This window comes from Pedobacter sp. KACC 23697, from assembly GCF_045348445.1.
Lineage (GTDB): Bacteria > Bacteroidota > Bacteroidia > Sphingobacteriales > Sphingobacteriaceae > Pedobacter.
This window is the reverse complement of sequence record NZ_CP157485.1, coordinates 2,694,601-2,707,099: the sequence shown is the minus strand read 5'-3', so window position 1 is coordinate 2,707,099 and position 12,499 is coordinate 2,694,601. Positions and strand designations below refer to the sequence as shown.

Annotated in this window: 10 protein-coding genes; 6 read left to right on the top strand and 4 right to left on the bottom strand. The window is 37.7% G+C overall.

The features are described 5' to 3' along the window. The first annotated feature begins 67 nt into the window (after positions 1 to 67). Positions 68 to 1,072, top strand: coding sequence for a cytochrome d ubiquinol oxidase subunit II (locus ABEG20_RS10820; protein ID WP_406823363.1), 1,005 nt, complete (start codon positions 68 to 70; stop codon positions 1,070 to 1,072). 448 nt (positions 1,073 to 1,520) lie between these two features. Here ABEG20_RS10820 and accD read toward each other — a convergent pair whose 3' ends face one another. Continuing rightward, complete coding sequence (gene accD / locus ABEG20_RS10815; protein WP_406823362.1) at positions 1,521 to 2,366, bottom strand: acetyl-CoA carboxylase, carboxyltransferase subunit beta; 846 nt, start codon at positions 2,364 to 2,366, stop codon at positions 1,521 to 1,523. A gap of 308 nt (positions 2,367 to 2,674) precedes the next feature. Between accD and fbaA the strand changes: the two genes are divergently transcribed. The 5 genes from fbaA to ABEG20_RS10790 all read left to right on the top strand — a co-directional run bounded on the left by fbaA (position 2,675) and on the right by ABEG20_RS10790 (position 6,258). Then, positions 2,675 to 3,754, top strand: a complete 1,080-nt coding sequence (gene fbaA / locus ABEG20_RS10810) for a class II fructose-bisphosphate aldolase (protein ID WP_406823361.1) — start codon at positions 2,675 to 2,677, stop codon at positions 3,752 to 3,754. 139 nt (positions 3,755 to 3,893) lie between these two features. Further along, positions 3,894 to 4,400: a low affinity iron permease family protein gene (locus ABEG20_RS10805; RefSeq protein WP_406823360.1), complete on the top strand. Its 507-nt coding sequence runs from the start codon at positions 3,894 to 3,896 to the stop codon at positions 4,398 to 4,400. Next, complete coding sequence (locus ABEG20_RS10800; protein ID WP_406823359.1) at positions 4,375 to 4,797, top strand: GNAT family N-acetyltransferase; 423 nt, start codon at positions 4,375 to 4,377, stop codon at positions 4,795 to 4,797. The genes ABEG20_RS10805 and ABEG20_RS10800 overlap by 26 nt, the downstream gene beginning before the upstream one ends. Positions 4,798 to 4,821: 24 nt before the next feature. Beyond that, complete coding sequence (locus ABEG20_RS10795) at positions 4,822 to 5,403, top strand: Crp/Fnr family transcriptional regulator (protein WP_406823358.1); 582 nt, start codon at positions 4,822 to 4,824, stop codon at positions 5,401 to 5,403. A 66-nt stretch (positions 5,404 to 5,469) separates the two neighbouring features. Then, positions 5,470 to 6,258, top strand: a complete 789-nt coding sequence (locus ABEG20_RS10790) for an SDR family NAD(P)-dependent oxidoreductase (protein WP_406823357.1) — start codon at positions 5,470 to 5,472, stop codon at positions 6,256 to 6,258. A 49-nt stretch (positions 6,259 to 6,307) separates the two neighbouring features. Here ABEG20_RS10790 and ABEG20_RS10785 read toward each other — a convergent pair whose 3' ends face one another. The 3 genes from ABEG20_RS10785 to secDF form a co-directional block, all read right to left on the bottom strand. Beyond that, complete coding sequence (locus ABEG20_RS10785) at positions 6,308 to 7,168, bottom strand: hydroxymethylglutaryl-CoA lyase (protein ID WP_406823356.1); 861 nt, start codon at positions 7,166 to 7,168, stop codon at positions 6,308 to 6,310. A 121-nt stretch (positions 7,169 to 7,289) separates the two neighbouring features. Then, a complete protein-coding gene (locus ABEG20_RS10780; protein WP_406823355.1) occupies positions 7,290 to 8,624 on the bottom strand; it encodes an NAD(P)/FAD-dependent oxidoreductase in 1,335 nt (444 codons plus the stop codon). Between the two features lie 357 nt (positions 8,625 to 8,981). Next, complete coding sequence (gene secDF / locus ABEG20_RS10775) at positions 8,982 to 11,963, bottom strand: protein translocase subunit SecDF (protein ID WP_406827376.1); 2,982 nt, start codon at positions 11,961 to 11,963, stop codon at positions 8,982 to 8,984. Positions 11,964 to 12,499: the final 536 nt, after the last annotated feature.

The window sequence follows — 12,499 nt, the reverse complement described above, 5'->3', positions numbered from 1 at the left end:
GTATGGAGAACATAACGCAAATCTTATTAATCAGTGTAATTAAAATATTGGTGTAATCATATTAAATATGAAAGAAGTTGTAATCACATTTTTATGCATGGCCATTCTGCTTTACTTTTTATTGGGTGGGGCTGATTTTGGTGCGGGGATTATAGAGCTTTTTACCTCCACAAAAAACAGGAGTAGAACACGCAAAACCATGTATCATGCCATTGGACCGGTTTGGGAGGCCAACCACATGTGGTTAATCATTGCCATTGTAATCCTTTTTGTCGGTTTCCCATTTATTTATACTACCATGTCGGTTTACCTGCATATCCCATTGGCTATTATGCTCATCGGGATTATTGCCCGAGGTACTGCCTTTGTATTCCGCCATTATGATGCTGTAAAAGATGATATGCAGTGGTTATATAACCGGATATTTCGGTATTCGAGCTTTGTAACGGCTTTGTTTTTGGGTATTATTGCCGGAAGCTTAATTTCTGGGCATATCGACACACAGGCGACTGATTTTTATACGGCCTATATATCGGGCTGGTTAAACTGGTTTTCAATCGCAGTAGGTTTCTTTACAGTGGCGCTTTGCGGTTTCCTGGCGTCCATTTATCTCATTGGCGAAACAACAGAAGTTCATGATAAACGCCGGTTTATTAAAAAGGCCAAATTTATGAATGTGGCAGCAGTTGTTTTTGGTGCCATGGTGTTTATTGCCGCACAGCGTGATAAAATTCCATTGATCGATTGGGTTTTCAGGAGTAATGTGGGTTTATCGGCCATTGTTCTGGCAAGTTTATCTCTTATTTTATTATGGTACTTGTTGATTAAAGGCAAAACCAAGATTTTACGCGTTTTGGCAGGCTTTCAGGTAACAATGATCCTACTGGCGATCAGTTATGCCCACTTTCCCAATTTTATCCGTTTAAAAAGCGGAGATGCTATCTCGCTATTGGAAACCGTTGGACCAGAAAAAACCATTTATAGTTTGGGGTTGGCGCTTTTACTGGGCAGTGTACTAATTTTACCTTTCCTAGGATATTTGTTTTATAAGTTTCAGAAGAAAGAGGAATAAAATGAGTTTGGAGTGGAGCGTTATGAGTTGGGATTAGTCTATAACGCCCGAATTATCTCAAGGCTATAAGTTGGTTTGTAACGATTATTTAAATTTCTTGTCATACTGACGAAGGAAGCATCTTTTAATAAATAGAGCTGTTTTGCGGCATTTATCGACAGATCTCAATAAAAAAATGTCTTCCTTGACTAGAACCGCAGTGGAAGGTGAGATCTGTTCAGGTAGATTTTGCTTCTCAGAACCCTTTCGGTTCTCGACTTCGTTGCGGGAGATAGCTATCGGATGCAGTGAAAGCCCACCACGTAGCGAGGACTTGAAACAAAAAGCAGGGCTGATAACCGATTTATTCAAGCCCTGCTTTTCTTATAATAGTTTATTTGTTCATTAGTCATTTGTTTAGTGGTCAGTTTGCACTAATAAACTAATGACGAATAAGCTATTGAACTAATTAATTGTTCATCATTTTAATAAAAGCACCTAATTTAGCTTTCATGGCCCTTCTATCTACAATAAAATCAAGAAAACCATGTTCCAGAACAAATTCTGAGGTTTGGAAACCTTTGGGTAAATCTTTTTTAATGGTTTCTTTAATTACCCTTGGACCGGCAAAACCGATCAGTGCACCTGGTTCTGCAATATTAATATCACCTAACATGGCATAAGATGCCGTTACACCACCGGTAGTCGGGTCGGTTAATAAAGAAATATATGGAATTTTAGCCTGACTTAATAAAGCCAATTTAGCTGAGGTTTTAGCCATTTGCATCAATGAAAATGCAGCTTCCATCATTCGTGCACCACCTGATTTGGAGATCATCAGGAACGGAACTTTATGTTTGATACTATAATCGATCGATCTGGCAATTTTTTCACCAACAACCGAACCCATAGAACCGCCAATGAAAGCAAAATCCATACAGGCAATTACAATGTCTTGACCTTCTATTTTACCAACACCCGCACGGATAGCGTCTTTTAAGCCTGTTTTAGCCTGGCTTTCTCTAATCCTGTCGGTGTAGGGTTTGTTATCGTTAAAGTTTAATGGGTCGCCCGATGTGAGATTGGGAAACAGCTCTTTAAACTGATTATTGTCAAATAAAACCTCGAAATATTCTTTAGAGCCTACTCTCAGGTGGTAATCACAATAGTGGCAAACGTATTTGTTTTCCTGAAGCTCTGCCTGATGTAGCGGTTTTTTGCAATTCGGACATTTATTCCACAACCCATCCGGTGCTTCTTTTTTCTCCTCTGTTGTAGTAATGATACCTTTTTTTTCTCTCTTAAACCAAGCCATATAATTTTTTGAAGAATTGGACTGCAAAGAAACGAAAAATAAAATAAACTCGAACCTTATTAACCGTAAAAATAGTCAATGGTTTATTGGTTGGTGGTTGATTGCCAATGGTGAAGGTAATTGAAAACTGTTTTTCCCCATGGCCAACTGTAAATTGAAAACTGAAGTGTGTCTTTTTTACACTAAGGATAATGTGTTTTTTACACTAAATAGGCTTTATTTTGCTGTTAGGCAAATAATTCTGTTGTTACAAAAGCTTGTAATGTTAATTTTTTTTATAACTTCGGACTTAATAAAATTAACAAGAAATGAGTTTAAAAGGCTACAAAGGCGTAATTTACGGAGATGCCGTTCAAGAATTATTTGAGCAGGCTAAAAAACATCAGTTTGCTTTACCAGCAGTAAACGTTACCGGTACCAATACGGTAAATGCGGTATTGGAAACTGCAAAGGCAGTAAATTCGCCTGTTATGATTCAGCTATCTAATGGTGGTGCACAGTTCTATGCTGGTAAATCATTAGATAACGAGAAATTACAGGCATGTATTTTAGGTGCGGTATCTGCAGCTAAACATGTACATTTATTGGCAGAACATTATGGTGTTGCTTTGGTTTTACATACCGACCACGCCGCTAAAAAATTATTGCCATGGATTGATGGATTATTGGATCATGGTGAAAAATTCTTTGCTGAAACCGGCAAACCTTTGTTTTCATCTCATATGTTAGATTTATCTGAAGAGTCTATCGAAGAAAATATGGAAATTTCTGCTCAATACTTAGCACGTATGGCAAAGATGAACATGACGATAGAAATCGAGCTTGGCGTAACCGGTGGTGAAGAAGATGGCGTTGATAACAGCGATGTAGACAGCTCCAAATTGTATACACAGCCTAGCGAAGTGGCTTATGCTTACGAAGAATTAAGCAAAGTTTCTCCTCGTTTTACTGTTGCCGCTGCTTTTGGTAACGTTCATGGTGTTTATAAACCAGGTAACGTAAAATTGCAACCGGTAATTTTGAAAAACTCTCAGGATTTTATCAAAGAAAAATTCAACTTAACAGCAGAGAAACCGATTAATTTCGTATTCCATGGTGGATCTGGTTCATCTCAGGAAGAGATCAGGGAAGCCATTTCTTATGGTGCAATTAAAATGAATATCGACACAGATATGCAATGGGCATTTTGGGAAGGTATTTTAGAATATTACAAAAAGAATGAAGGTTATCTTCAAGGTCAGATCGGTAATCCTGATGGCGATGATAAACCAAACAAAAAATACTACGATCCACGTGTATGGTTACGTAAAGGTGAAGAAACTTTTGTAAAGCGTTTAACTACTGCTTTCGAAGATCTGAACTGTATCAACGTTAACGATAAGCTTTAAGGGGTTGGAAAGTTGAAATGTTTTAACGTTGCAACTTTTCAATCTTTCAACATTACAACATAAAGCGAAAGCGCCATGGGTTTAAAACTTATGGCGCTTTTGTTTGTTTTATGGCTATATTTAAGCAAACAAATTTGTAATGGCAAAATCTAAAAACGATACCAAAAAAAATAATTTTTTTGAGAAATTTGCAAATGCGGCAACCAAATTTACAGGTAGTTCTGCGGCATTTATCAGTGCAACCGCTATTGTAGTCATCTGGGCAGTAACCGGCCCGATATTCAACTATTCTGAAACCTGGCAACTTGTAATTAATACTGGAACGACCATTATTACCTTCTTAATGGTGTTTCTGATTCAGAAAGCACAGAATAAAGACGGAAAGGCCATTCAATTAAAATTGAATGAGCTGATTGCTGCACAACAAGGCGCGAGTAACCGAATGGTAGATATTGAAGACCTGAGCGAAAAAGAATTGGATCAATTGCATAAATTTTACGTTACGATTGCTACACTTGCCAAAAAAGAGGACGATATTCATTGCTCGCATTCAATAGATGTTGCGAAGGAATTGAATGAAACAAAAGTAAAATCGAATAAACACTTTAAACACTACGATAATGAGTCTGCACGTTCAAAAAGTTAACCATCCCGAAGATTTAGATAAAGTATTTGCGATCCGTAAAATTGTTTTTGTAGATGAACAGAATTGCCCACCTGAATTGGAATGGGAGCATGAAGATGAATCTACACATTTTCTGGCTACCCATAACGGACAGCCATGTGGTGCCTGTAGGTGGCGCAAAACCGAAAAGGGATACAAATTAGAACGCTTTGCAGTTCTTAAGGAGTTTAGGGGGCAAGGAGTTGGCCGTGCATTAATTGCCGAAGCTTTATCTGATCTGCCTGAAGATGCACATTATATTTACTTAAACTCGCAACTGGATGCCATGAGCTTGTATGCCAAATTTGGTTTTGTGGCTGAAGGTGAGCAATTTGAAGAGGCTGGTATACAGCATTTTAAAATGGTGAAGAAGGTTTGAGTGTGTCTGCTTTAATTATAATTTATGGCTTACAATAAACTTTTCAATCTGATTTCTACACAGATAAGCATTAATGAGCAAGATTTTAATTTAGTTAAGGCGCTATTTGAGTCGGTTAAACATAAAAAAAATGATTTTCTGGAGTTTGAAAATAAAATTCCAGAAAATTTATATTTTATTAATGGTGGTTTTGTACGTGTTTTCCATTATCAAAATGGGAATGAAATAACCAGCCATATCAACTGCCCGCCTGGATTTATTACTTCGTTTAATGGCTTTATAAATCGAAAAAAATCAATAGATAATGTTAAATGCATTACGGATTGTGACCTGTTAAAAATTAACAGAAAAAATTTTGATTTACTTTATCAAAAGTGTCTAAATTGGGATACTTTTAGTAAGCGTATCTACGAAAAATCATTACTATATAACGAACAAAGAGCACAGGATATGATTACCTGCACAGCAGATGAACGTTATCATAACTTAATGAAAAACCATCCTGAAATTATTCAAAATGTGCCCTTGCAATATATTGCTTCTTATCTTGGCATCGAACCACAGTCTTTAAGCCGCATCAGAAAAAAGATCGCCACACTTTCTTAACATTTGTTCAGTATTTTTTATCGGACACTATTGAACTTTACGTCCTCAGAATTTAACATTTTAAGGATGAAAAGTATTAATGGAAAAGTTGCTTTAATAACAGGAGCATCATCAGGTATTGGCGAAGCTTTTGCACACAAATTAGCTGAAATGGGGGCGATTTTAATTTTAACAGCCAGAAGAGTTGATAAATTACAGGAATTAGCTATAAAACTGAATAAACAATACGGAACTAAGGTATTTGTTTTTGCAGCTGATTTAATTAAAAAAGAAGCGCCTGAAATGCTTTATAGCCAAATCATAAATGAAGGGCTAACTGTTGATTTATTGGTAAATAATGCAGGTTTCGGTAAATGGACTAACTTTTTAGATGAAACCATAGCCGAATACGATAATATGTTGGAACTTAACATTAATGCGCTTGTTAAGCTAACACATTTATTCGTACCAGGTATGTTGAAAAATGCAGCGGGAGGTATTATTAACGTGGCTTCAACAGGCGCTTTGCAGCCTTGCCCTTATGTTGGTGTTTACTGTGCAAGCAAATCATTTGTTTTAGCGTTTTCTGAAGCACTGCATGGAGAGTACAGTAAAAAAGGCTTAAAAATTTTGGCACTTTGTCCCGGAAATACTACTACTGGCTTTCAAAGTATTGCAAATGCAAATACAGCGGGAATGAGTGCCCACGCGCCGAAAACCGTGGCCGATATAGGAATTAAAAGTATGTTAAAAGGAAAAAGCTATAAAATTATAGGCTTTGCAAATTACCTAACTTCATTTATTCCAAGGTTTTTCCCGCGAGAAACTGTGATCAATATTGTAAGCAATCTGATGTATAAAAAGGTAAACGGATAAAATAATGGATTTTCTAACATTATTTCTAATGAAATAATGTTAGAAAATCTTATCCAAATATCTTCCCTGATAGCGCCATGGCCTCATTCCATTTATCCATATTTAAATTGAGGTTTTCGCCTTTTGCATTCAAATAGCCAATAACATCTTCCGTAGCAATGTTTCCGGTTAAGTCATCAGCGGCCATTGGGCAGCCTCCAAAGCCTTTTAGTGCAGAATCAATGCGTTTTACGCCTGCCTGATAAGCAGCTTCAATCTTTTCGAACCGATCTGCAGGTGTGGAGTGCAAATGGATCCCAATTTCTGTATCGTTAAACCTTGAAACCAGTTTAGGCAATATAGTCTCAATTTTTTCAGGTGTAGAAACACCAACGGTATCTGCTAAAGATAAAATTTCGACACCCTTGCTTATCAAAACATCCGCCCACTTTTCTACAATTTCGTAATTCCATTCATCGCCGTAAGGATTTCCAAATCCCATTGATAAATAAACAACCGCTTTTTTGTTATTTTTTGCACAAAGTGAAAGCATTTCTTCAACCGTATTTAATGATTGTGATATACTCGAATTGGTATTACGCTGTTGGAAGGTTTCAGAGATCGAAAAAGGAAAACCAAGGTAATGAACCGCCGCATGCTTTACAGCATCCTCTACACCTCTTAAATTGGCTACAATAGCCAACAATTTCGTACTGGTGCTGTTTAAATCTAGCTGGTCTAAAACTTTTGCCGTATCGGCCATTTGCGGAATGGCTTTAGGCGATACAAAACTTCCGAAATCCAGTGTATGGAAACCAACCTGCAGTAACAGGTTTAAATATTCGACCTTAAGTTCAGTTGGAACAAAATCGTGTAGTCCCTGCATGGCATCACGCGGGCATTCTACTAATTTGAAAGTGGTTTGGCTCATGTTTTTGGTTTAACCGCAAAGTGCGCAAAGTTTTTCGCAATGAAAAAACAATTTTTTAACCCGATAGTTCTCTTAAAGACTAAAGACTAAAGACTAAAGACTAAAGACTAAAGACTAAAGACTAAAATACCTTGACTTCCTCTTTTACAGCGGGTATTTCTTCTCTATAATCTACACTTCGATCTTTAGCAAAGGTTCTAATAATTAAACGGGTTCCCCGATCGTAGCTGAAGTAACTCCAAACCCAATTGACGAAAACTATAATCTTGTTTCTGAAGCCTACCAAAGTCATTAAGTGTACAAACATCCAGGTAAACCATGCGAAAACACCCTGGAAGCGGATTTTACCGATATCAACAACAGCTTTATTTCTGCCTACTGTAGCCATTGAGCCTTTATCGAAATATTTAAACTTTTCCAAGGGTTTATTTTCTTTAATGTTGATCAAATTTTTGGCCAGGTGATGTCCCTGTTGGATCGCGGCAGGTGCAACTCCAGGGTGACCGTTAGGTGTTTCTTCATCTATAATGGCGGCCACGTCGCCAATGGCGTATACATTTTGATAACCTACAACTAAATTTTGGGTGTCGGTTTTCAACCGGCCTCCACGCACAACTTCTGCTTTGTCTAAACCGGCTAGAACTTCTCCTTTAACCCCTGCACTCCAAATTACAGTAGAACTTAAAATTGGTGCTTTATCCTGTAAAGTGAGCGTATGTCCGTCATAACCCAATACCCGGGTTTCATTCATGATCTGTACACCCATGTCGGTAAGAAAATCTTTGGCTTTTTTCTGAGCCTGTGGCGACATTACGCCCAATAATTCCGGTGAATTTTCGACCAGGTAAATATTAACCTTACTTAGATCCATCTCCGGATAATCATTCGGAATTACATGTTTTTTTAACTCAGCAATGGCACCAGAGGTTTCAACGCCCGTTGGTCCACCGCCAACCACAACAAAGTTAAGTAAGGCATTTTTTTTATCCTGATCTTTTTCGATCAGCGATTTTTCGAAATTCTGCAAAATCAAACTTCTTAAATCCAGTGCTTCTGGAATGGATTTCATTGGCATGGAATTGGCCTCGATTTCTTTATTTCCAAAAAAGTTACTGGTTGATCCTGTAGCAATAACCAGGTAATCGTACTTAATTCTGCCAATATCGGTTTGTAAACAGTTTTCTGCCGCATTAACTTCTTGAACTTTGGTTACCCGGAAAATGAGATTTTTTTGACCTTTAAAAATCTTTCTTAAGGGGAACGCAATTGAATCGGCTTCTAAACCTCCTGTAGCTACCTGATAGAGTAAGGGCTGGAAGGTATGGTAATTGTGCTTATCGAGCATCACTACCTGAAAAGGTTTATTCTTTAAACGTTTGGCTAACTCAATGCCGCCAAACCCACCGCCAACTATAACTACTCTAGGGTACTCGCTTTTAGGAAGTTGTAAATCCATTTTATCTCTTTTTATCTAACACATAATTAACAAAAAGATAGCCAAAAGGTTTAAAAAATGAGGTTTTGACAGTTATTTCAGCTTAACAAAGCAGATATAACGCTGGTATGACGAAGTGGGATTTTATAGGTTTCTTAGCACTACTTTAAGTTAACTAAACCTGATGGTAGTGAGCATGGAGCGCAGCGGAATAAAATGAACAGCAGGGCTATAGGAACCGAAGAGCCACAGGCATTGCTTTTCTAAAACCAAAAAATATAGCAAACCACTTTTTGTTCTTTTCGTGGTAAAAAAGCATGGCATAAAAAAAGCGCCCCGATAAATCGAGGCGCTTATATATTTTAAGATTTTAATCTCTTATTTTTTCTCTGCAGAACTACCCAAATCGATTACGATAGGCGTAGAGATACATAATGATGAGTACGTACCGATGATACGGCCGATTAACAATGCGAAGATAAATCCGCGGATGCTATCGCCACCGAAAATAAAGATCACCAATAACACGAAGAATACGGTTAATGAGGTTAAGATGGTACGGCTTAACGTACTGTTCAACGCGAAGTTGATTAAGTTGTTACGTGCTTCGCCATGTAAATCTTCTTTGCCAGATTCTTTTAATTTCTCGCGGATACGGTCAAATACAACAACTGTCTCTGTCATGGTGTAACCCATTACCGTTAAAATTGCTGCGATAAAATCCTGACCGATTTCTAATGAGAATGGCATCACACCATCTAAAATTGTATAGAAAGATAATACCATTAAAACGTCGTGGAATAAGGCAATTACCGCACCTAAACCATACTGCCATTTTTTGAATCGTACCACGATGTAGATAAACATGAATAAACAAGAGATCAATACCGCGTAGAAAGCGCCGTTTACAATATCGCTTGCAATGATAGGCGTTACTTTTTGCGAACTTACGATTTCATACTTAGCGCCTGCTAAACCTTTATTTAAAGCATCCTCTACAACTTTATCCGTTTTAATGTCCTGATCTTCGATGTGGAAAGTCGTGGTGATTTTTACCTGGCTATCTTCACCTGCAGTTTTAACCTCAGGCGTTTCGTTACCGAAAACCGGGTTTAACTTGGTTTTTAAATCTTCCGTGTTAACTGCTTTATCGAAGTGAACCAAATAAGTTCTACCCCCTTTAAAATCTACACCTAAGTTTAAACCGCCATTTTTGAAGTACATACCAATACCGGCAATAATGATGATGGTAGAGATAATGTAGTAGATTTTACGACGGCCAACAAAGTTGAAGGCTAAGTTTTTAAATGCATTACGGGTTAAGCTGTTATCGAAACTTACCTCGATTTTGCGGTTTAACAACGATTCGAAAACTACTCTTGAAATGGCTACAGCTGCAAACAATGAAGAAAGGATACCGATACATAAAGTGGTAGCAAAACCTTGAACCGGACCGCTACCAAATACATAAAGAATAGCACCTAAAATGAACAAGGTAACGTTTGAGTCGATAATGGAAGGCATTGCATGTTTAAAACCTTCTTTAATTGCAGAAGCAGTGTTCTTGCCATGCGCAAGCTCTTCACGTACACGCTCGAAAATAAGGATGTTTGCATCTACCGATAAACCAATAGTTAATACGATACCCGCGATACCAGGTAAGGTTAATACTGCTCCAAGCGATACCAAAATACCAATGATGAAAAATAAGTTGATTAACAACGCAAAGTTCGCAACCCAACCTGCACGGTGATAATACAGCGCCATGAAGATTAAGATAACGATAAAGGCAATTACGAATGAGATTAAACCATCGTGAATAGCCTGGGCACCTAAAGTTGGACCAACTACATAACTACCTGCAATACGAGCAGGAGCAGGTAATTTACCAGCTTTTAAGATGTTGGATAAATCTTTGGTGTCTGCCTGGGTAAAGTTACCCGTGATTGAAGAAACGCCACCGGCAATTTCGTTCTGAACGGTAGGAGCGGAATAAACCTGATTATCCAATACAATCGCAATAGATTTTTTGTTATTTGGATCAGCAGCAGCTTCAGCAGTGATTTTTTTCCATTTAGCAGAACCTTCACTGGTCATGTACATGGTTACCTCTGGTTTACCTTTTTGATCAAAATCAGCACGCGAATCGCTGATCGCCTCACCACCTAAATCTGGTTTGCCATCGGCACTAACAACTTTAATAGCATATAATTCGAAAATTTTCGAACCTTCTCGAGGTTTAACGCTCCACATAAATTTCATCGTAGATGGAATAGATGCAGCTACTTCAGGAAGTTTTAAATAAGCATTAACCTTTGCCGTGTCTTTTTGCAGCGACATACCAACCACTGCGCCAGGCATTAATTGTTGTTGTCCGTTTTCGCCCTGGTAAATCGGAAGGTTAAGAACAGCATAAAGTGGGTTAGATTTAATCAATTCGGCTTTAACTGCGCTCGAATCTTTTTTACCTAAGCCTGCAAGTTTGCTACCTTTAGCTGTAGTATCTTTAGCAGCAGCTTTTTCCAAGCCAGCTAATTTACCACCAGCAGCCGGAGCAGCCGTTGTATCTTTAGCAGCTGGAGCATCAGTTTTTAATGTTGCCGCTAAAATTTTATTAATGTTTTCTAATAGTGGTGCAACTTCCTGTACCTGGTATACCTGCCAGAACTGTAATTCGGCAGAACCCTGTAAAAGTTTAGCGATACGCTCTTTATCCTGTACACCTGGCATTTCGATTAAGATACGGTTACTGCCTTCTTGTTTTTGCATGTTCGGGCTAACTACACCGAAACCATCAATACGTGAGCGTAAAACTGTAAATGAACGATCGATAGCACTGGTTGCTTCTTTTTCCAAAAAAGATTCAACTTCATTATTGCTTGCATTAGGTTTTAACTGAGATGCATTATCCTGATTAGAAAAATAATCTGCAAGTTTTACTCCTGGGCTTAATTTTTCGAATTCATCAACAAAAATTTTGATGTAATCTTTACCACCGGCATTTAATTGAATCTGTGCGTTTTGAACTGCTTTGTTGAAGTTCGCATCAGTAGGATTACCCGCCAATGATTTTACCAACTCTGCCAACGATATCTCCATCGTCACATTCATTCCGCCTTTTAAATCCAGACCCAAATTAATCTCTTTCGCTTTTACCTCCTGATAAGTAAATCCAACAACTGGATAAACTTTTACGGTACTCATCGAATCTAAGTAAGCCTTTTCTTTGGCTAAATCACCCTTCGCAGCGTTTTTTGCGTCTTTTTCTACCTTGGATGCTACCAAAGTAAAAGAAAGTGCGTACGCACAAACGATAGCCAATACTATCGCTATAAACTTAATAAAACCTTTTCCTTGCATTGTTTGTTTAAAATAATTTGTCTTTCGCTGTTTTTTAACAAGTCGGCAAATCTAATTAAATTTTTAAATTATAGAACCCCTTAATTGATAATTTATTAACATTAATTTTTATCGGGCAATAATCCTTCGAGATTCATCGTGCAGAATTTATTATGGATGACTAAATTTAGAATGAAATAGATTTGGAAAGCAGTTACAGCAGCTTTTAGGCTTTGTTTCATCCCACTATTTTTTTACTCTTTTTCTGCTGTGGTGCTGAGGCACGAAGCATCTTTTTATACATGGGTTCTTAGCGTGAAAGATAAATCTTTTATTGAAAAGCAATACCTGTGTTTCTTTGGCTCTGATAGTCCCGCTGTCCGTTTTATTTCGCTGCGCTTCATGCTCACTGCCATCGGGTTTAGCTGGCAATGGAAGAAGAACTATTCAAGTAGAAATAGAAGTCGCTCCAGTTCAACTCACTAAATGATTAATATTTGGCTTTATTACTAACGAGATCGTCATGCTGAATTTATTTCAGCATCTTTCTGATAAAA

Bases quoted from the DNA above. Each gene is read 5' to 3' on its own strand.
- ABEG20_RS10820 (WP_406823363.1), top strand. From the start codon at position 68: ATGAAAGAAGTTGTAATCACATTTTTATGCATGGCCATTCTGCTTTAC.
- accD (WP_406823362.1), bottom strand. From the start codon at position 2,366: ATGGCTTGGTTTAAGAGAGAAAAAAAAGGTATCATTACTACAACAGAG.
- fbaA (WP_406823361.1), top strand. From the start codon at position 2,675: ATGAGTTTAAAAGGCTACAAAGGCGTAATTTACGGAGATGCCGTTCAA.
- ABEG20_RS10805 (WP_406823360.1), top strand. From the start codon at position 3,894: ATGGCAAAATCTAAAAACGATACCAAAAAAAATAATTTTTTTGAGAAA.
- ABEG20_RS10800 (WP_406823359.1), top strand. From the start codon at position 4,375: ATGAGTCTGCACGTTCAAAAAGTTAACCATCCCGAAGATTTAGATAAA.
- ABEG20_RS10795 (WP_406823358.1), top strand. From the start codon at position 4,822: ATGGCTTACAATAAACTTTTCAATCTGATTTCTACACAGATAAGCATT.
- ABEG20_RS10790 (WP_406823357.1), top strand. From the start codon at position 5,470: ATGAAAAGTATTAATGGAAAAGTTGCTTTAATAACAGGAGCATCATCA.
- ABEG20_RS10785 (WP_406823356.1), bottom strand. From the start codon at position 7,168: ATGAGCCAAACCACTTTCAAATTAGTAGAATGCCCGCGTGATGCCATG.
- ABEG20_RS10780 (WP_406823355.1), bottom strand. From the start codon at position 8,624: ATGGATTTACAACTTCCTAAAAGCGAGTACCCTAGAGTAGTTATAGTT.
- secDF (WP_406827376.1), bottom strand. From the start codon at position 11,963: ATGCAAGGAAAAGGTTTTATTAAGTTTATAGCGATAGTATTGGCTATC.